We start from the raw sequence: 18,114 nt of genomic DNA on the forward strand, positions 1-18,114 counted from the left end.
CAAAGCCCGGCGGCGACGGGGATGAACGGGGCACGGCCTGCGCACGGGGTGATGGGCCCGGGCAAACGGCGCGGGGAGGGCGCGACCGGGGCTGGCGGCCCGGCTCAGCCGTTCCAGCGCAGGTATTCGAGAACCGACTCGCGGACCGATTGCTCACCGCGCTCGCGCGCGTCACAGATCACGTCATAGAGCGCATCGAGATCGGTGCGCATGATCAGGCTCTTCACCGGCCCGATGGAGGCCGGGCGCATCGACAGGCGGTGCAGGCCGATGGCGGCGAGGCAGACCGCCTCGATGGGCCGGCCGGCATCTTCGCCGCAGAAGCTCAGCGGCGTACCGGTCTCGGAACAGCGCTGCACGATCTGCTCGAGGAAGGTCAGGAAGCTGACATTGAGCGTGTCGTAGCGCCGCCGCACACGCTCGTTCTCGCGGTCGGCGGCGAAGAAGAACTGCTTGAGGTCGTTGCCACCGATCGAGATGAACTCGACATCCTCGAAGAATTTCTTCGAGGCATAGGCGAGGCTCGGGGTCTCGAGCATGGTGCCGATGGTGACCTTCTCGGGGACCGCGTGGCCGAGCTTGCGTTCGATGGCGAGGGCCTTCTCGACCTCGGCACGCGCGGCTCGGAATTCCTCGTATTGCGCGACGAAGGGGAACATCACCGACAGCGGCCGCCCGCCGGAGGCGCGCAGCAGGGCCTGGATCTGCATCCGCATGACGCCGGGCTTGTCGAGCCCGACGCGGATCGCCCGCCAACCGAGCGCCGGGTTGGGCTCGTCGGTGGGCTTCATGTAGGGCAGCACCTTGTCCGAGCCGATGTCGAGCGTGCGGAACACCACCGGCTTGTCACCGGCGGAATCCATCACCCGCTTGTAGACCTCGACGAGCTCGGTGCGGCGCGGCATCTGGTTGCGGATCAGGAACTGCAGCTCGGTTCGGAACAGCCCCACGCCTTCTGCGCCGGAGGTCGGCAGCGAGGGCAGGTCGGCCAGCAGCCCGGCATTCATCAGCAGGTGCACACGCCTGCCGCAGAGCGAGATCGCCGGCTTCTTGCGGATCGAGGCGTAGCGTTCCTGCGCCTGCGCCTGCATCGCGATCTTGTCGCGGAACGCGGTGACCACGCTGTCATCGGGGCGCAGGTGGACCAGCCCCTGATCGCCATCGACCATGATGTGATCCCCGTTCAGCGCCTCGTTGGTGACGCGACCGGCATGGATCACCAGAGGGATCGCCAGTGCCCGCGCCACGATTGCCGCATGGCTGCCGACGGAGCCCTCCTCGAGCACCAGGCCCTTCAGGCTGCGACCGTAGTCCAGCAGCTCGCCGGGGCCGATGTTGCGGGCCACCAGGATCGGATCGGCGGGCATCTCGGCGCCGGTTTCGCGGCCCTGACCTGTGAGGATTCGCAGCAGCCGGTTCGACAAGTCGTCGAGATCGTGCAGCCGCTCGCGCAGGTAGGGATCGGCGACCTGGCTCATGCGGGCGCGGGCCACGGATTGCTCCTTCTCGACCGCCGCCTCGGCGGAGAGACCGCGATCGATGTCCTCCTCCATGCGGGCGCGCCAGCCCTTGGAGTTGGCGAACATGCGATACGCTTCGAGCACCTCGAGCTGCTCGCCGCTGGCGCCCTCGAGCATCTCGTCGACGCTGACGCGCAACTCCTCGACGGCGGCTTCGAGCCGGTCGCGCTCGCGCTGGGGATCGTCGGTGACGAGGTTGGTGACCACGACGCGCGGCTCGTGCAGCCAGACATGGCCCTCGGCGGTGCCTTCCTGTCCGGTGATGCCGCGGATCATCGCCGGCTGGGTGTGGCGCGCCTTGAGCGCCGCGCCCTCGCCGATGAAGGCACCAAGCTCGGCCATCTCGGCCAGCACCATCGCCACCACTTCCAGCGCATAGATCTCGTCGGAGGTGAACTCGCGCTTGTCCTTGGTCTGCACCACCAGCACGCCGAGCTTCTCTCCGAGCCGCTGGATCGGCAGGCCGAGGAAGCTCGAATAGATCTCCTCGCCGGTCTCGGGCATGTAACGGAAGCCACGCTCCGAGGGCGCGTCAGCGGTGTTGACCATCTGCCCGGTGCGCGCGACGCGGCCCACAAGGCCCTCGCCGAGCTTCATCCGGGTGTGGTGCACCGCTTCCTGCTTCAGGCCCTCGGTGGCGCAGAGCTCGAGCGTCTGCTCGTCACGGAACAGATAGATGGAGCACACTTCGGTGCCCATCGAATCCGCCGTCAGATGCGTGATCTTGTCCAGCCGCTCCTGCCCGGCCGCTTCTTCGGCCATGGTGTCGCGGAGCCGGCCAAGCAGCTTGCGGCTTTCGCTTTCCGTGCCGTCCGGCATGGTGATCAGACCTGTCCCCGTCGCAATATCAGGACGACCCGGGATACTCTCAGGCCGCCTTCTCCAGTTCGAAGGCATCATGCAGTGCCTGAACAGCGAGTTCCATGTATTTCCGGTCGATTAGGACAGAAATCTTGATCTCGGAAGTTGTAATGACGCGGATGTTGATGCCCTCGTCGGACAGCACCTTGAACATCTTCGCGGCCACGCCGGTATGCGAGCGCATCCCGATGCCAACCACCGAGATCTTGCAGACGTCGGTGTCGGCCACGAGGTCGTGGAAATTGATGTCGCCGGCGTCCTTGGACTTCTTCAGCGCCTCTTCCGCGCGCGCCACCTGGTTGGTGGGGCAGGAGAAGGTCATGTCGGTGCGGCCATCTTCCGAAATGTTCTGCACGATCATGTCGACATTCACGCCGGCCTCGGAGAGCGGGGTGAAGATGGCGGCGGCGATGCCCGGACGGTCGGCGACCGAGATCAGGGTCATCTTGGCTTCGTCGCGGGAATGGGCGACCCCGGAGACAACGTTCAGTTCCATGATTTCCTCCTCGTCGCAGACCAGCGTGCCGGCCTCGTCGGATTGTTCCTCGAAGCTCGAGAGCACCCGCAGCTTCACATTGTAGCGCATCGCCAGCTCGACCGAGCGGGTCTGCAGAACCTTGGCCCCGAGAGAGGCCAGCTCGAGCATCTCCTCGAACGCGATGCGGTCGAGCTTGCGGGCCTTGTCGCAGATTCGCGGATCGGTGGTGTAGACCCCGTCGACATCGGTGTAGATGTCGCAGCGCTCGGCCTCGAAGGCGGCGGCGAAGGCGACGGCGGTGGTGTCCGAGCCGCCACGGCCCAGCGTGGTGATGCGGCCCTCGGGCGAGATGCCCTGGAAACCCGCGACCACGGCCACCCGCATGCCCTCGCCGAACTTGCGGGTGATGTTGTCGGTGGGGATGTCGACGATGCGGGCCGCGCTGTGGGCGCTGGTGGTGTTGAGCGGCACCTGCCAGCCCTGCCAGCTGCGCGCGGGGACGTCCATTTCCTGAAGAGTCATGGCCATCAGGCCGGCGGTGACATTCTCGCCCGAGCTTACCACGGCGTCATATTCGCGCGCGTCGAACAGCGGCGATGTCTCTTCGACATAGCCCACGAGCTTGTTGGTCTCGCCGGACATGGCCGAGACGATCACGATCACGTCGTAGCCCTTGGCCACCTCGACGCCGACGCGTTTGGCAGCGCGGCGGATACGATCGAGCGTTGCCACGGACGTGCCGCCGAATTTCATCACGAGAACGGGCATGGGAGTTTCCCCGGATGGCCTTGAATCAGGCGCGGTTTACGCGCAGGCAGCGTTTCGCGCAAGAGGCTCAAGCGCTTGGGGCTGGGGTGCCGGGGCACCGCGCACGTCGCTCACCGGCGGCGATAGTCCACCGCCTGCAGCCTGCCGTCGTTGACATGGGTCTCCTTGCCCGGGACGACGTCGGTGTTCTGCGCCGTCACCGCACGCCAGCCCTCGGCCCCACGTTGCAGCACGAAGACGAGGATGGTCTGGCGCGGCCCGGCAGTGCCGCCATCGGGCCCGCGCTGGCCGCTGAGGGTGAAGCGGCAGCGCACCACCGCGTGGTCGGGGCCGAGCCGCCGAGTCTTGATGCGGCCCGGGCGCAGCTCTGTCTCGGCGAAGAAGCTCTTGAGCGCGTAATCGTGGGGCTTGGCAATGGCGTCGCGCCCGGTCCACCAGAGCCCGGTGACGTTGACGAAATCGGCATCCTCGGTGAACAGCGCAGCGATCTGTGCGCCCTCGCGGCTGGCCCAGGCGCGGGCGAACGCGGCGGGGAAGTGCTGCGGCTCAGTAGGGATGGGCGCGGCCATCCCAGGTCTCGAAGCAGCCGGTGGTCTCGAGGCTCAGCGCCTGCAGCCGGTCGGCGAGGCCGGTGGCGGCTTCCGCGGGGGTGATCTCGGCGGCGGTGCCGCCCATGTCGGTCTGCACCCAGCCGGGATGGTAGATGCCCACCGCGATGCCCTCGGGCTTGAGGTCGACGGCGAGGTTGCGGCCGAGATTCAGTGCCGCGGCCTTTGAGGCGCGGTAGATGTAGCTGCCGCCCGGCGCGCGGGTGTGCGAGGCCATCTGCGACGAGATGATCATGATGCGCGGCGTGGCGCCCCGGCGCAGATGCGGCAGCAGCGCCTGAACGGTCAGGAACACGCCGGTGACGTTGGCGGCGAAACTCTCGGCCCACATCGCGGCGGGGTAGCCGCCCTCGAGCGGCTGGCCCTTGTCGAGATAGACGCCCGCGTTGCAGACCAGCGCCTCGAGCGCGACACCGTCGAGGCGCTCGGCCAGGGCGGCGACCGAGGCCGGATCGGTCACGTCGAGGGTCTCGAGCCCATCGCCGCTGCGGGCAGTGCCGATGACATCGCAGCCCCGCGAGGCCAGCTCGAAGGAGAGCGCCGCGCCGATGCCGCGGTTGGCGCCGGTGATCAGGGCGCGCATCAGTTCGATTTCCGCGTCGGCAGGAAGGGCAGGGGGGCGACGGGGACGCCTTCTTCGATCAGCTTCTTGGCTTCGTCTCCACGGGTCTCGCCCCAGATCGAGCGCGCCGGGGCGTCGCCGGAATGCATGGCGCGGGCCTCGCGGGCAAAGTCGCGACCGACGTAGTCGGAGCTCTTCTCGATCTCCTTGCGCAGCTCCTTCAGGGCCTGCTCGGCCGGATTGGCCGGGGCAGAGAGCGGCGCCTCTGGCGCGGTCCTCGCCTTCTCGCTGCCCACGTTGACGCGCGGCGCCATGAGCTCCTTCTCGACCTCTGTGGAGCCGCAGACGGCACAGCTCACCATGCCGGCGGCGTGCAGCTTGTCGAAGGCGCTCGCGGACTGGAACCAGCTGTCGAAGCGATGGTCCTGCGCGCATCTGAGAGAATACTGGATCATCTTATTTTTCCGGGATTACACTGTAATACCTAGTCGTTCGGGCAGGAATATCAAGCCGAACTACCGTCCAAGCGCGGCGGGGTCGAAGCGCTCCAGAAGCTTTGCGAGCTCCTTTTCCTTGACCATCGAGGCGGCTTTTCTGCGGCTCACCCAGCGGCGCTTGCGCTCGCCGCGCTCGGGAAAGCGCTTTTCGAGCTTGCGCACCTTGACCGGAAAGACCAGCGCGAAATGCGGCTGCGGGTTCGAGCGTTTGCGATAGGCAAAGCCGCCGATGCAGTTGTCGGTGGCCTTGCCCTTGACGCCGGCCTCTTCCCAAGCCTCGCGGGCGGCGGTCTCCTCTGGCTTGCGGCCGCTCATCGGCCAGCCCTTTGGGATCGTCCAGCGATGCCCGCTATGGCTGGTGATCATCAGGATCTGCACCTTGCCGCCGTTCAGCCGGTAGCACAGCGCCGCATATTGCAGGCGGCGGATCTTCTTGATGCGGGGGGTCTTCAGGACCTTGCGGACCGAGGCGTTGGGCATGATGTCGCTTCTTCTGAGTCTCAGCGACCATGCATCCGCTACTCGGGCGGGTCCAGCCGTTGCGTGATCGCAGCGACGAGTTGCGCCATGTCGGTGGCCGGCTGGAGGGTTTCCTGAGCAGCCCGCCCAAGTGCGTCCTGCCGCTCGGACGCGGCGAGCCGGGTGAGGGCATCGGCCAGCGCCGTCGCATCGGTCACCTCGATGGCGGCGTGGGCGGCGGCGAGCCGGGCAAACGGCGCGGCGTGGTTGGCCACGTCGGGCCCGTGCAGCAGGGCGGTGGCATAGGCTGCGGGTTCGAACGGCGTGTGCCCGCCGCGATCCGTCAGCGTGCCGCCGATGAACAACCGTCCCGCAAGCGGGTAGAGCAGCCCCATCTCGCCCAGCGTGTCGGCAAGGTAGACCTCGCAACCCTCCGGCGCCTCTCCCTTGCTGCGGCGCGCGCAGCTCAGCCCGGCCTCGCGGATCAGCCGCTCGACCGCATCGCCGCGCTTGGGGTGACGCGGCGCGAGGATCAACCGCAGCTCGGGTTCACGCGCCTGCGCCAGCTTGTGCGCCGCCAGCACGATCTCTTCCTCGCCCTCGTGGGTCGAGGCGGCAAGCCACGTGTGTGTCCGATCGAAACCGGCGGTCAGCGCGGCATCTCGGCGTGGATCAGGGGCATAGAACTCCTTGAGGTTCAGCACCGGCCCGGCGGCCGCCAGCGGCAGTCCGGCAGCGAGGTAACGCTCCAGCGAGCCGGCATCCTGCGCCGAGACATAGCTCAGCCGGCCCAGCACCCCCGGCAGCAGCCTTCCGAACAGGCGCCAGCCCTTGGCGGTGCCCTCGCTCAGTCGGCCGCCGATCACGAAGACCGGGCCGGGGCAGGTGTGGATGCGATTGGGCCAGAGCTCGGATTCCAGCGTGACATGCGCCCGCACGTCCCAGTCGCGATGCATCCGCCGGGCCACCCATCCAAGATCCAGCGGCGCCAGCCGCGCGGGCAGGCCCCAGCTTTCGGCCAGCGCCACGCCGCCCTCGGAATTGCAGGTCACGAGCAGCGGCAGGTCGGGCCGGGCCTCCTGCAGCGCGGCGATCAGCGGCTTGGCCGAAGCCAGCTCACCGTTCGAGGCGGCGTGCAGCCAGAGATGCGGTCCGGGCCGGGCGGGGCTTCGGGCCAGCCGCTGGCGCAGGGCGGTCCAGTCGCGGCGCAGCACGAGACGCGCCAGCACGAACGTGGCAAAGATCGAGACGATCAGGCGATAGAGCAGCATGGCACCCCTTTCCGACGCCCGGCGGCGCCCGCGCGGGGCTTAGGACGGGCCGCGCCGCGAGGCAAGCGGCAGAGGTTTGCGGGGCGCTCAGGCCTCGAGCTCGGCGTCCCAGTAGAGAAAGTCGATCCAGCTGTCATGCAGGTGATTGGGCGGGAACTTGCGGCCGACATTCATCAGCTCGGAGGCGCCGGGCTGGCGCGGGATCTTGCGCAGCGACATGTTGGCCTTGCGCAGCGATTTCGAGCCCTTGCGGAGGTTGCAGGGCGCGCAGGCGGCGACCACGTTCTCCCAGCTGGTGACGCCCCCGGCGGCGCGTGGCACCACGTGGTCGAAGGTCAGTTCGCCCTTCGAGCCGCAATACTGGCAGCAGAATTCGTCCCTCAGAAAAAGATTAAAGCGCGTGAAGGCCACGCGCTTTCTCGGTTTTACGTAATCTTTCAGCACCACGACGCTCGGGATCCTGAGCGTCATCGAGGGGCTTCGGACCTCCTCGTCGTATTCGGCGATGATGTCGACCCTGTCGAGGAAGGCCGCCTTCACCGCTTCCTGCCAGGGCCAGAGCGATAGCGGGTAATAGGAAAGAGGCCTGTAATCCGCGTTGAGCACCAGCGCCGGATGCTGCTTCAGCGCCGATGGTTCCCTGACGAAATGCGTTCTGAAATTGCCGTCCATGGAGTGACTCGTTCCCTGCCCTGACTGCCCGTTCGAAGCACCAGAGCGGGACAGCCCGCCCCAGTCTTCAACCACTATATCTCGCGTTTGCCCTCTGGCAAGCCTCGCAATATGCGGTGTCGGGCTCTTGGCTACCCTGTTTTCGTAAAGCTCATATGACAGGCAGTTGCGGGCGGTAAGCGCCGCCGGTGCGGGGGCATCCTTGGACTGGAGCAGAGGGCTGGCTCGCGCGCATGGACCTTGGGGGCCGTCTCTCGGGGCTGCGGCGTCATCCGAAGCTGCCGTTTGGGCTGCGCGCGGTGATCGGCTGTCTCGAGCCCTCTACGGACACCGGGTGGACAGGCCGATCACGGCGCATCATCGACTGCACCGCTTGTCCGTCAGGTCGCGCCGCGTTCCGATGAGGATCAGCCCTCGCCGCCCAATGACTTGCGAAACGCTGCAATGGTCATCTCGATCAGCTGTCGATGGATTGCCGCCCGAGAGGCGCCCTCGCCATCGGTGCAGATCGGATCCTCGATGCCTTCCTCCAGCGCAATCTCGGCAGCGTTCGGTTTGCATTCCGCAAACATCGACGCATGGCTGGCGTCTTCGACCACTTGGTAGTCCGCGCGAGGCATTGCCTTCGCGATACCCGATGCCCGAAGGGTCTCCGGGATCTCGGAAGGGGGGCCGAGGTTCACGATGGACACAGGGACCGAGATGTCGGCAAGCGATGACGGGGCGAAGATATCAGCCGGCGCGGGGTCGATGGCCATGGCGAAACGCACCCGGGGGTCGCTGTTGTCGCGTCCGACGAGCGACTTGTCCATCGCGTGGAGATCGACCCCGCTCTGCTGCACCCAGCTGCACAGGGAGGGATTGCTTTCGCCGGTGTCGCAATAGCCGGCAAAAAGCTCGGGATCGAGCCTAGCCCCGACCGTGGACAGGGCGCTGTTGCCACCCATCGACAGGCCCAGAACCCCGATCCGATCGCTTGCAACATGCGGATGGAAGGTTGGGTCCTTCCCGATCGCGTCGAGCGCTTGCGAAAGGTCGGATGGCCGGAGCCAGAGCTTCATGGTCTCTTCTGCCGACCGATCCCTGCCGGTGTTTCCGGGATGCGTCGGGGCGACGACGATAAAGCCGTCCTCGGCCAGTGGCGCCGCGATCCAGCTCATCGCCTCGGCCCGGCCCGCTAGGCCCGCTCCGTGGGACAACAGGACGATAGGGAATGTGCCGTCGCGTATCGGCGCCCCCTGTCGGGCCTCGGTTCCCTCGAAGAAAATGTTCTCACCCAGCGTCACGGTCTCGCCGCCCTCGGCGGCAGGATACCAGATCGTCACATCCAGATCGGGCTCGCGTTCATCAGACACGACCGAACGTTTCTCCATGCCAGCGAGGCCGTCGGCCGCGAGCAACTGGCCGCACGATGCGATGACAATCATAGCGCCGAGGCCAATCAATCGTGTCATCGAGGTCATGCTGAGGCTCCAAGGGACTGGCGAGTAATCTGTTCTTGGACAACCGGTAGTGTATGTGACGGCATCCGCCAAGTCCGACAGCGGCGTTCTCTGCAAAACAGCCACTCGCGCGAGCCCCGATGGATGGCTGCGTCGCGTTGGCCAGCCCGATCACGGACACCGCCCCTGATACGCAGGGCAGGGCGATGTGGGGGGCTCCACATGCGGGTTTGGTGGCGCCTGGAGGGCCGGCCCTGACACCATCGGCGCGAACGACGCACGCTCGCGGTTGAGCCTGGGCCCCTAGCTCCCCGGTGGAGCGCCGAGGTCAGCCCGGTGGGGTGGCCTCTTCGGGATAGGTGGCCTGACATTGTGCCACGTCGGTTTCGGCGGCCTTGCGCAGGGCGGGGATGGCTTTGGCAAGTTCGGCATCGCGCGCCTGCAGCGCCTCGGCATCGACCGGGATGCGGCGTGTCACCGGCTGTGTGTCGGTGGTCCAGCAGGGATAGATCCCGCCGCCGCTGCGGCACCATCTCTGTCGTTCGACCTGCCGAAACTCGGTCTTGTAGGTGTAGCCGCGGGCAAGATCCTGCGCGATCCTGCTGCGTTCGGACACGGCAGAGCGCCACGGCGCGGCGGCGTCGCGGATGCAGGCTTCGCGCGGGGTGGCGCAGGCGGAGAGGGCAAGCAGCCCGATCAGGGGAATGGCAGCAGTGAGTCTCATGGCACCACCATATACCGGAAGGCGAGCGCGTCGATTGTCTCATATCAAACAGGTGACTATCAAACTGGCCACGATCGCCGTCCGCCACGCCGAAAGCTGTCGCGCGCCGGCATCGGGTCATTGGCCCCCGCCATGCCGCGTCATGGCATGCGCGCCATTGGGCAGGGCCGCGACGGAAGCGCCAACTGTCTGCGTTTCATCCTCGACGCGGCGACGCGCGCCGGGATAGTCATGAGCCGAGGGCCGAACCGCTCGTTCATCGGTCAGAGCGGGCCCGGCGGTCCGAGATCAACCGGAGCCCGTGCGCCAGGCCGCGTACTCGGCAGCCCGGAGGCAGGATGCTCAATAGGGGGCGCGGCCCTCGCAGAAGGAGAAATGACGATGAAATACATCGCCCTCATGGCGCTGGCAGCGCTGCCGCTTTCGGCCTGCATGGCAGAAGAGACCCCGGCCACAGGCGATCCTGCGGACACCTGCGGCATGTCCGGGTACAGCAGCCTGGTCGGCACGAACGTGGCCGCCGTGACCCTGCCCGCGGACAAGGTCGTGAGGGTGCTCAAGGAGGGCCAGCCGGCGACGATGGATTTCCTCGAGGATCGCCTCAACATCGAGACCGACGACGACGGCATCATCCTGCGCCTCTACTGCGGCTGAGCGGCTTCATGTCGCGCGCGTGACCCGGCGCCAATCCGCCGGTTCGTGCCGCCAGGCGGCGGAACCAAACGCTGTCACGGTGGGTTGTCTGGTCAATAACGGGGACGTGAGCGCCCCGCGGAACAGAGACCAGACAGAAGGATATCCGATATGAAAACCGGACCCGTTATCGCCGTTGCCGCCGTTGCCGTCGCCGTGATCGCCATCGGCTCCTACATGATCGATTTCGACGTGACCGACGAGGGCGCGCTGCCCGATGTGGACGTCTCGGTCGAGGGCGGTGAGTTGCCCGAGGTCGACGCCGAGGTCGGCTCGATCGAGACCGGCACCACCACCGAGACCGTGGAAGTTCCGGATGTCGACGTCGATGTCGACACCGAGGAAGCCCAGATCGAACTGCCGACCGTCGAGGTGAACCCGCCGTCGGACGACAGCTGATCCCGCGTCCCCCGGACGTAAGGCACATCAAAGCCCCCTTCGCCCACAGGTGGAGGGGGCTTTTTTCTGTCCGTCCCGGCCCGGTATGGGGCGCGCTTTAATGGCCCGTTTACCAATCCCGGTCCATTCTGCGGTCAGGAGGGCGAGACGATGCACCCGGTCGACGAATTACACCACCTGCGCCGCGAGATGTCGAAGCTGAAGACACGGGCCGACGCATTGCGGCATGACCTGCTCGAACGCGGTGCGCCGCGCCGGAGCAACGCCTTCGAGGTCAGGATCACGACGACCCGGCGACGGACGTTCCTGAAAGACCGGCTCCCGCCGGAGATCCTCGAAGATCCGCGCTACTGGTCTGTGAACTCCACGCAAACCCTGCAGGTGGTCGCCCTTGCGGACGAACCCGACCTTTTCGAGAAAGATGCCGACGACTTCGAAGTCATCGAGAGATGGAGTGCCGCCCCCTAGCGCTTGCGTCGCTTCACGTTGCCGCCGCGCTGGCCCGGGCGGCCCGCGGTCGAGCGGCCGGCCGCCTTGGTTGCCTCTTCCGAGGCGCGGTCCACCGCCTGCTGGCGCGCCAGCGGATCGTCTGCCACCGCGAGGTCGACCGCCTCGAGCCGCTTGATCTCGTCCCGCAGACGGGCCGCCTCCTCGAACTCAAGGTTCTCGGCCGCCTTGCGCATGTCGGTCCGCAGCCCGTTGAGCACGGTCTCGAGATTGGCGCCCTGACGCTTGGGATCGACGGTCGCGGTGACGCGGTTCATGTCGACATCGCCCTGGTAGAGCCCGGCGAGAATGTCGTCGACATTCTTCTTCACGGTCTCGGGCGTGATGCCGTGCTCCTCGTTATAGGCGATCTGCTTCTGGCGGCGTCGGTCGGTCTCGGCCAGCGCCCGCTCCATCGAGCCGGTGATGCGGTCGGCATACATGATCACCCGGCCCTCGGCATTCCGCGCCGCGCGGCCGATGGTCTGGATCAGCGAGGTCTCGGAGCGCAGGAAGCCCTCCTTGTCGGCATCGAGGATGGCCACCAGTCCGCATTCGGGGATGTCGAGCCCCTCGCGCAGCAGGTTGATGCCGATCAGCACGTCGAACGCCCCGAGGCGCAGGTCGCGCAGGATCTCGATGCGCTCGATCGTGTCGATGTCCGAGTGCATGTAGCGCACCTTGATGCCCTGCTCGTGCAGGTACTCGGTCAGATCCTCGGCCATGCGCTTGGTCAGCACGGTACAGAGCGTGCGGTAGCCGTCCTGTGTCACCTTGCGGATCTCGTCGAGCAGATCGTCGACCTGCATCTCCACCGGGCGGATCTCGACCTGTGGGTCGAGCAGGCCGGTGGGGCGGATCACCTGTTCGGTGAAGACGCCGCCGGATTCCTCAAGCTCCCACGCCGCGGGGGTTGCCGAGACGAAGATCGACTGCGGGCGCATGGCGTCCCATTCCTCGAACTTGAGGGGGCGGTTGTCCATGCAGGACGGCAGGCGGAAGCCATGCTCGGCGAGGGTGAACTTGCGCCGGTAGTCGCCGCGATACATGCCGCCGATCTGCGGCACCGAGACGTGGCTCTCGTCGGCGAAGACGATGGCGTTGTCGGGGATGAACTCGAACAGGGTGGGGGGCGGCTCGCCCGGCGCACGGCCGGTGAGATAGCGCGAGTAGTTCTCGATGCCGTTGCACACGCCGGTGGCCTCGAGCATCTCGATATCAAAATTGGTCCGCTGCTCAAGGCGCTGGGCCTCCAGCAGCTTGCCCTCCGAGACCAGCTGGTCGAGTCGCTGCCGCAGCTCCTTCTTGATCTGGATGACGGCCTGATTCATCGTGGGCTTCGGCGTCACGTAGTGCGAGTTGGCGTAGACGCGAATGCGCTCGAAGCTGCCGGTCTTCTGCCCGGTGAGCGGGTCGAACTCGGTGATCGCCTCGAGCTCCTCGCCGAAGAACGACAGCCGCCACGCCCGGTCCTCGAGGTGGGCGGGCCAGATCTCGAGACTGTCGCCGCGGACCCGGAACGAGCCGCGCTGGAAGGCCTGATCGTTGCGGCGGTACTGCTGCGTGACCAGATCCGCCATCACCTTGCGCATTTCGTATTCGCTGCCGGCGTGCAGATCCTGCGTCATGGCGCCGTAGGTCTCGACCGAGCCGATGCCGTAGATGCAAGACACCGAGGCCACGATGATCACGTCGTCACGCTCGAGCAGGGAGCGGGTGGCCGAGTGGCGCATCCGGTCGATCTGCTCGTTGATCTGGCTTTCCTTCTCGATATAGGTGTCCGAGCGCGCCACGTAGGCCTCGGGCTGGTAGTAATCGTAATACGACACGAAATACTCGACCGAGTTGTCTGGGAAGAAGCCCTTGAACTCTCCGTAAAGTTGTGCGGCCAGCGTCTTGTTGGGGGCGAGGATGATCGCCGGGCGCTGCGTCTCTTCGATCACCTTGGCCATTGTGAAGGTCTTGCCGGTGCCGGTGGCACCGAGCAGCACCTGGTTGCGCTCGCCCTCGTCGATCCCCGAGGACAGCTCGGCGATCGCGGTCGGCTGGTCGCCGGCGGCGTTGAACTCCGTATGCATGACGAAGCGCTTGCCGCCTTCGAGCTTTTCGCGCTCGCGCACGTCCGGGGCAGGGGCGTGCAGGACGGGCTGGGACTTGTCGGAATGGGCATAGGGCATCGGGCGCGGCTCCTCGGGCGGACGGAGAGGAGAATTGATGCCGCGGGGGCGAGATTCAAGGGGGTGGGGCAAGGTGCCGTCAAAACGGGCAGACAGCCGGGGTCGGACGGCGCGTGCCCTAACGGGTTGAGCCGTCGGGATTTTGCTTCCATGCGCGCCGAAAAGCCCGCATTTGCGCGCGGCGCGACACACTTTTTCGTTGTATAATCCGGGTTTCAAAATCTACCTTTTGAAGGCAAGCAGCCGGCCTGGGCCGCCAGAGGTCACGATACCCACCCCTCGCTCCCCCTGTGCCCTTCCGGTCGGACCGGCCGCTGTTTGCACCAGATTCGCCGCCATATGCCGATGATTTGACGACAAGGCGCCGCTGATCCCTTGCCCTGATCGGCCAAATTCCGGATAACGCTGGTGATCTTCAGGAGGGATTCCATGCGTGCACGGATCTACCAGCCGGCCCGGACCGCGATGTCGTCGGGTCAGGGCAAGACGAAACACTGGGTGCTCGAATTCGCCGCCAGCGCGCCGCGCGAGGTCGATCCGCTGATGGGCTGGACGTCGTCCTCTGACACCCAGAGCCAGGTGCGGCTGCGCTTCGACAGCAAGGAAGCGGCGCTCGACTATGCCAAGGAGAACGGCATCGAGGCCACAGTCTCGGAGCCGAACAAGCGCAAGCCCAACGTGCGCGCCCGCGGCTACGCCGAGAACTTCGCGGTGGATCGCCGGGGCGCCTGGACGCACTGAGCGCCCGGAACGGTGCGATCGGGCCCGCGCTTGTGCAGGCAGACAAGGGCGCCCACCGGGCGCCTTTTCCATATCCGGGAGGGGGCATGGAGTTTCTTTTCGACGGCGATCCGGCCGCACGCGCGACCATCCTTCTGGCGCATGGCGCCGGGGCGGCGATGGACACGCCGTGGATGGCTGCGGTGGCGGGAAAGCTTGCGGAGCGTGGTCTCCGGGTCGCAAGGTTCGAGTTCGCCTACATGGCCGGGCGCCGCAGCGGCGGCTCGAAGCGCCCGCCGCCAAAGATCACGCTGCTGGCCGAGGAATACCGCGCCGCGATTGCGGCGCTGCCGGGAGATGGCCGGCTGATCATCGGCGGCAAGAGCATGGGCGGCCGCGTCGCCAGTCTGATCGCCGATGAGCTGTTCGCGGAGGGTCGGATCGCGGGGCTGCTCTGCCTCGGCTACCCGTTCCATCCCACCGGCAAGCCCGAGACGCTGCGGACCGAGCATCTCGCTGCGCTGCGCCCGCCCACGCTGATCTGCCAGGGCACGCGCGACCCGTTTGGAACACGGGAGGAGGTGGCGGGCTACGACCTTTCGCGGGCCATTGTCCTGCACTGGCTGGACGACGGCGATCACGATCTCAAACCGCGCAAGCGCGAGACCGGGCTGACGCTCGACGATCACCTTTCCAGCACAGCCGATGCCATCGCGCGCTGGACCCTGGACCTGGCCTGAGCTCAGGGCGCGGAACACGCGCGCCCGGACATCCCGGATACGCAGAATCTTTTACGGGACCGCGGCGAGAGGCCGCCGGACCGAGGGCGCAGAGCTTGCTCTTCGCACCTGAACGGGGTCAGTGTGCCGCAGGGGACGAGGCTGAGCCTCGGGACGGAGGAAATCCTTTGAGCACAGAAAGAGATATGAGCGTGCCGCGCCAGATCGGCACCGAAACCCGTGGCGCGCTGGGGGTCATCTACCTTCGCAATGCGCCGGTGAACGCACTGGGGCATGCGCTGCGCACGGCGATCAGCGATGCGCATACGGCCTTTTGCGCCGATCCGGACATCAAGGCCATCGCCTTGGTGGGGCTGCCGAAATTCTTCTCGGCCGGGGCCGATATCCGCGAGTTCGCGACCGGTCGCAAACCGCCTCTGCTGACCGAGGTGATCGCGCAGATCGAGGCGGCGCCGAAGCCGACGCTGGCGTTGATCGGCGGGGTCTGCTTCGGCGGCGGCTTCGAGCTGGCGCTGGCTTGCGACATCCGGCTCGCGGCGCCGAACGCGCGCTTCAGCTTCCCCGAGATCCGGCTCGGCAACATTCCAGGCGCTGGCGGCACGCAAAAGCTGCCGCGTCTGGTGGGCGGGCCAGCTGCGCTCGACATCATCGTGACGGCCCGCGAGGTGCGCGCCGAGGAGGCCGCGGCGCTCGGGCTCTGCGCCGAGGTGCTCCCGGATCTCGAGGCCGCCCTGCTGCGGGCCGAGGCGATGGCCGCTGCGGGGATCGAACGCCAGCCCATCGGGGCGCGCGCGGTGCCGGGCGATATTTCCGAGATGGACGCCGCCGCAGAGACTGCCCTGGGGGCGGCGCGTGGCGCACTGGCGGTGACGCGGGCGGTCGAAGGCGTGCGCATGGCCTATGACACGCCGCTGGAGCAGGGGCAGGCGTGGGAGCGCGAGACCTTCATCGAGCTCAATGCCTCGGACCAGTCGCGGGCGCAGCGGCACGTCTTCTTTGCCGAGCGCGAGGCGCGCAAGGTGCCGGATCTGCCACGCGACACCGCGCCGCGCGAGATCACCCGCGCGGCGGTCGTGGGCGCGGACAGCGCGGGCGCCGGCATCGCCATGTGCTTCGCAAGGGCCGGGCTGCCGGTGGTGCTGATCGACACGGACGCGGCTCAGATCGAGCGGGCGCGGGCGCGCATCGCGGAGCTCTGGGATCAGGCGCGTGATGGCGGCGGGATCGACGGTCCCACGCTTGCGGCGCAGCGGGCGCGGCTGGAGCTGTCGACCGAACTGCACGCCGCGGCCTCGGCCGATGTGGTCGTGGCGGCTGGCTCGGAGGACATGACGCAGACGCAAGAGATCTTCTCGGCGCTCGACCGCATCTGCAAGCCGGGGGCGATCCTCGTCAACAATGGCGCGACCCTCGATCTGGACAGCATCGCGCAGGCGACCACTCGGCCCGGCGATGTCATCGGGATGCATTTCTTGCACTCCGATGACGCGGTGCCCCTGCTCGAGGTCGTGCGCGCGGCAAGGACCGCGCCAGAGGTCGTCGCCACGGTGATGGCGCTGGCGCCACGGCTGGACAAACAACCGGTGCTCGTCGGGGTCTGCGACGGGCTTGTGGGCAACCGCATGGTCCGCGCGTTCGGTCGCGAGGTGCAGATGCTCGTCGAGGAGGGCGCCACGCCCGATCAGGTCGATGCGGCGCTCGCCGGTTTCGGCGTCGACATCGGCCAGCAGCTCCGCGACGCTTGTGCCGGGGCGCAGGGCCAGCCGCCGCGCGCGCCGCTGACGGAGGACGAGATCCGCCGCCGCTGCCTGTGGCAGCTGGTCAACACGGGCTGCCGGCTCCTTGAGGAGGGCATCGCCCTGCGCGCCAGCGACATCGACGTGATCTTCGTGCACGGCTACGGCTTCCCGCGCTTCAGGGGCGGGCCGATGCACCATGCCGAAGCCGTCGGGCTTTCGAAGGTGCTGGCAGACATCCGTCACTATCAGGAGATGCTTGGACCGCGTTGGGCTCCCGCGCCACTGCTCGAACGGGCGGTCCGCGAAGGCCTGTCGCTCGATGCCGCGATGACGTCGGAGGCGGTGGCCTGAGCGGACATCCGGCCCGTGCCGGGCTCAGAGTGCCGGGGTCTCCTCCTGCGGCGGGCGGTTCTAGCTCCCTGCCGCGAGCGCCTGACGCATGTCGAAGACGGTGGCGCGCATCGGCATTTCGTCGACGCGCACCAGGCCCTCTTTCGCGCGTTGGGTGTCGACGATGGTGAACATCACGATGAACAGGAAGCCCGAGAACACGAACATCCGCCATGTCAGCCGGCGTCCCAGCAGCCCGGCGCGGTTGCCGAGCAGGAACAGCCCCATCATCGCCGAGGCCAGCAGCACGAGGTGGGTGACCTCTGACATCGGACTGGTCGTCATCTGCAACCGGTAGAGATGCGCGTCGATGGCTTCGTTCACGGCACCGGCGACGAAGGCCTGTATCGGGGGCGGCACCGGGTCTGCGGTCGCTTCGAGAGTCAAAGGCCAGAGCCGGGCCTGCGCGGCGAGCGAGCGGTCTAGGAAGGCCTGTGCCTCCTCCTGCGAGGCCAGCGCGCCATTGCCCGGCAGAAGCCGGGTCTCGGTATAGTCGAGCAAGGCCTGCTGCAGCGGCAGGCGTCCGGTTTCGGGCAGGTAATCGGCGCGGAGGAAGGCGGTGCCGAGCGCAGCCGCCTCGTTCACAGTGGCGGCCTTTCGCGCCTGCGCAAGGCTCAGCGCGTCGCCGAAGCTGAAGGCCAGCAGCAGGCCGAGCAGGGCAAGGATCGCGGCAAGGGTCGTCTCGCCAACGACCAGGTCGATCTCCTCACCGGCCCGAAGCAACATCCTGCGGCGCGCGCGCCCGCCCCAGAAGCCGATCACGGCCATCGCTGGCAGGCAGATCAGCAGGATGACGGCGGTGCTGGTGAGTGACAGGAGCGGCAGCTCTATCTGCGTGTAGAGCGACGCGGCGGTGGTGGCGTCCATGGTTCCATCCGGCTGAACAAGAAGTCCCGGAGAACGATGCT

General features: G+C 67.2%; 18 protein-coding genes. 6 read left to right on the forward strand and 12 right to left on the reverse strand.

Going from position 1 to position 18,114, the window contains the following annotated elements; all coding sequences use genetic code 11:
- Nucleotides 1-104 precede the first annotated feature (104 nt).
- From ptsP to JF542_RS14725, 10 genes are all read right to left on the reverse strand, one after another.
- Entirely contained in the window at nt 105-2,339 is a 2,235-nt protein-coding gene (ptsP, locus tag JF542_RS14680) for a phosphoenolpyruvate--protein phosphotransferase (protein WP_007797462.1), read from the reverse strand.
- A 49-nt stretch (nt 2,340-2,388) separates the two neighbouring features.
- Nucleotides 2,389-3,627, reverse strand: a complete 1,239-nt coding sequence (locus JF542_RS14685) for an aspartate kinase (protein WP_007797465.1) — start codon at nt 3,625-3,627, stop codon at nt 2,389-2,391.
- A gap of 110 nt (nt 3,628-3,737) precedes the next feature.
- Nucleotides 3,738-4,196 (reverse strand): SgcJ/EcaC family oxidoreductase, encoded by a 459-nt coding sequence (locus JF542_RS14690; protein WP_207076375.1) that lies wholly within the window; start codon nt 4,194-4,196, stop codon nt 3,738-3,740.
- The gene (locus tag JF542_RS14695) at nt 4,174-4,818 is read right to left on the reverse strand and encodes an SDR family oxidoreductase (RefSeq protein WP_007797471.1); all 645 of its coding nucleotides are present in this window, start codon (nt 4,816-4,818) and stop codon (nt 4,174-4,176) included. Before JF542_RS14695 ends, JF542_RS14690 begins: the two co-directional genes overlap by 23 nt.
- Nucleotides 4,818-5,252 carry a DUF1178 family protein gene (locus tag JF542_RS14700; protein ID WP_007797474.1) on the reverse strand — a complete coding sequence of 145 codons (435 nt, stop codon included), beginning with the start codon at nt 5,250-5,252 and terminating at the stop codon, nt 4,818-4,820. The genes JF542_RS14695 and JF542_RS14700 overlap by 1 nt, the downstream gene beginning before the upstream one ends.
- Nucleotides 5,253-5,312: 60 nt before the next feature.
- Complete coding sequence (locus JF542_RS14705) at nt 5,313-5,774, reverse strand: NUDIX hydrolase (protein ID WP_007797479.1); 462 nt, start codon at nt 5,772-5,774, stop codon at nt 5,313-5,315.
- A 38-nt stretch (nt 5,775-5,812) separates the two neighbouring features.
- A complete protein-coding gene (locus JF542_RS14710; protein WP_207076376.1) occupies nt 5,813-7,024 on the reverse strand; it encodes a 3-deoxy-D-manno-octulosonic acid transferase in 1,212 nt (403 codons plus the stop codon).
- Between the two features lie 87 nt (nt 7,025-7,111).
- The gene (locus tag JF542_RS14715; protein ID WP_007797485.1) at nt 7,112-7,696 is read right to left on the reverse strand and encodes an HNH endonuclease; all 585 of its coding nucleotides are present in this window, start codon (nt 7,694-7,696) and stop codon (nt 7,112-7,114) included.
- A 407-nt stretch (nt 7,697-8,103) separates the two neighbouring features.
- Nucleotides 8,104-9,159: an alpha/beta hydrolase family protein gene (locus JF542_RS14720; RefSeq protein ID WP_207076377.1), complete on the reverse strand. Its 1,056-nt coding sequence runs from the start codon at nt 9,157-9,159 to the stop codon at nt 8,104-8,106.
- A 307-nt stretch (nt 9,160-9,466) separates the two neighbouring features.
- The gene (locus tag JF542_RS14725) at nt 9,467-9,862 is read right to left on the reverse strand and encodes a hypothetical protein (RefSeq protein ID WP_007797492.1); all 396 of its coding nucleotides are present in this window, start codon (nt 9,860-9,862) and stop codon (nt 9,467-9,469) included.
- 381 nt (nt 9,863-10,243) lie between these two features.
- On the opposite strand from JF542_RS14725, the gene JF542_RS14730 reads away from it, so the two are divergent.
- The 3 genes from JF542_RS14730 (at nt 10,244) to JF542_RS14740 (ending at nt 11,422) form a co-directional block, all read left to right on the forward strand.
- Nucleotides 10,244-10,516, forward strand: coding sequence for an I78 family peptidase inhibitor (locus JF542_RS14730; protein ID WP_242533767.1), 273 nt, complete (start codon nt 10,244-10,246; stop codon nt 10,514-10,516).
- Nucleotides 10,517-10,666: 150 nt separating this feature from the next.
- A complete protein-coding gene (locus tag JF542_RS14735; protein WP_007797498.1) occupies nt 10,667-10,954 on the forward strand; it encodes a hypothetical protein in 288 nt (95 codons plus the stop codon).
- Nucleotides 10,955-11,104: 150 nt separating this feature from the next.
- Nucleotides 11,105-11,422, forward strand: coding sequence for a hypothetical protein (locus JF542_RS14740; RefSeq protein ID WP_207076379.1), 318 nt, complete (start codon nt 11,105-11,107; stop codon nt 11,420-11,422).
- Here JF542_RS14740 and uvrB read toward each other — a convergent pair.
- Nucleotides 11,419-13,617 (reverse strand): excinuclease ABC subunit UvrB, encoded by a 2,199-nt coding sequence (gene uvrB / locus JF542_RS14745; RefSeq protein WP_007797503.1) that lies wholly within the window; start codon nt 13,615-13,617, stop codon nt 11,419-11,421. The two genes, JF542_RS14740 and uvrB, sit on opposite strands and share 4 nt — an antisense overlap.
- Before the next feature lie 429 nt (nt 13,618-14,046).
- Here uvrB and JF542_RS14750 point away from each other — a divergent pair, with 429 nt between their 5' ends.
- From JF542_RS14750 to JF542_RS14760, 3 genes are all read left to right on the forward strand, one after another.
- Nucleotides 14,047-14,358, forward strand: coding sequence for an ETC complex I subunit (locus JF542_RS14750; RefSeq protein WP_007797505.1), 312 nt, complete (start codon nt 14,047-14,049; stop codon nt 14,356-14,358).
- An 86-nt stretch (nt 14,359-14,444) separates the two neighbouring features.
- The gene (locus JF542_RS14755; RefSeq protein ID WP_207076380.1) at nt 14,445-15,077 is read left to right on the forward strand and encodes an alpha/beta family hydrolase; all 633 of its coding nucleotides are present in this window, start codon (nt 14,445-14,447) and stop codon (nt 15,075-15,077) included.
- 185 nt (nt 15,078-15,262) lie between these two features.
- Entirely contained in the window at nt 15,263-17,167 is a 1,905-nt protein-coding gene (locus JF542_RS14760) for a 3-hydroxyacyl-CoA dehydrogenase NAD-binding domain-containing protein (RefSeq protein WP_207076381.1), read from the forward strand.
- A 60-nt stretch (nt 17,168-17,227) separates the two neighbouring features.
- Here the strand turns inward: JF542_RS14760 and JF542_RS14765 are convergent, their stop codons facing one another.
- Complete coding sequence (locus JF542_RS14765; protein WP_007797514.1) at nt 17,228-18,073, reverse strand: bestrophin-like domain; 846 nt, start codon at nt 18,071-18,073, stop codon at nt 17,228-17,230.
- Nucleotides 18,074-18,114: the final 41 nt, after the last annotated feature.

The sequence above is a fragment of the Salipiger bermudensis genome (assembly GCF_017309175.1).
In the GTDB taxonomy this organism is placed as follows: Bacteria; Pseudomonadota; Alphaproteobacteria; order Rhodobacterales; family Rhodobacteraceae; genus Salipiger; species Salipiger bermudensis.

What these genes read in the sequence shown, in the direction of transcription:
- ptsP (WP_007797462.1), bottom strand. Translation starts at nt 2,339, where the DNA reads ATGCCGGACGGCACGGAAAGCGAAAGCCGCAAGCTGCTTGGCCGGCTC.
- JF542_RS14685 (WP_007797465.1), bottom strand. Translation starts at nt 3,627, where the DNA reads ATGCCCGTTCTCGTGATGAAATTCGGCGGCACGTCCGTGGCAACGCTC.
- JF542_RS14690 (WP_207076375.1), bottom strand. Translation starts at nt 4,196, where the DNA reads ATGGCCGCGCCCATCCCTACTGAGCCGCAGCACTTCCCCGCCGCGTTC.
- JF542_RS14695 (WP_007797471.1), bottom strand. Translation starts at nt 4,818, where the DNA reads ATGCGCGCCCTGATCACCGGCGCCAACCGCGGCATCGGCGCGGCGCTC.
- JF542_RS14700 (WP_007797474.1), bottom strand. Translation starts at nt 5,252, where the DNA reads ATGATCCAGTATTCTCTCAGATGCGCGCAGGACCATCGCTTCGACAGC.
- JF542_RS14705 (WP_007797479.1), bottom strand. Translation starts at nt 5,774, where the DNA reads ATGCCCAACGCCTCGGTCCGCAAGGTCCTGAAGACCCCCCGCATCAAG.
- JF542_RS14710 (WP_207076376.1), bottom strand. Translation starts at nt 7,024, where the DNA reads ATGCTGCTCTATCGCCTGATCGTCTCGATCTTTGCCACGTTCGTGCTG.
- JF542_RS14715 (WP_007797485.1), bottom strand. Translation starts at nt 7,696, where the DNA reads ATGGACGGCAATTTCAGAACGCATTTCGTCAGGGAACCATCGGCGCTG.
- JF542_RS14720 (WP_207076377.1), bottom strand. Translation starts at nt 9,159, where the DNA reads ATGACCTCGATGACACGATTGATTGGCCTCGGCGCTATGATTGTCATC.
- JF542_RS14725 (WP_007797492.1), bottom strand. Translation starts at nt 9,862, where the DNA reads ATGAGACTCACTGCTGCCATTCCCCTGATCGGGCTGCTTGCCCTCTCC.
- JF542_RS14730 (WP_242533767.1), top strand. Translation starts at nt 10,244, where the DNA reads ATGAAATACATCGCCCTCATGGCGCTGGCAGCGCTGCCGCTTTCGGCC.
- JF542_RS14735 (WP_007797498.1), top strand. Translation starts at nt 10,667, where the DNA reads ATGAAAACCGGACCCGTTATCGCCGTTGCCGCCGTTGCCGTCGCCGTG.
- JF542_RS14740 (WP_207076379.1), top strand. Translation starts at nt 11,105, where the DNA reads ATGCACCCGGTCGACGAATTACACCACCTGCGCCGCGAGATGTCGAAG.
- uvrB (WP_007797503.1), bottom strand. Translation starts at nt 13,617, where the DNA reads ATGCCCTATGCCCATTCCGACAAGTCCCAGCCCGTCCTGCACGCCCCT.
- JF542_RS14750 (WP_007797505.1), top strand. Translation starts at nt 14,047, where the DNA reads ATGCGTGCACGGATCTACCAGCCGGCCCGGACCGCGATGTCGTCGGGT.
- JF542_RS14755 (WP_207076380.1), top strand. Translation starts at nt 14,445, where the DNA reads ATGGAGTTTCTTTTCGACGGCGATCCGGCCGCACGCGCGACCATCCTT.
- JF542_RS14760 (WP_207076381.1), top strand. Translation starts at nt 15,263, where the DNA reads ATGAGCGTGCCGCGCCAGATCGGCACCGAAACCCGTGGCGCGCTGGGG.
- JF542_RS14765 (WP_007797514.1), bottom strand. Translation starts at nt 18,073, where the DNA reads ATGGACGCCACCACCGCCGCGTCGCTCTACACGCAGATAGAGCTGCCG.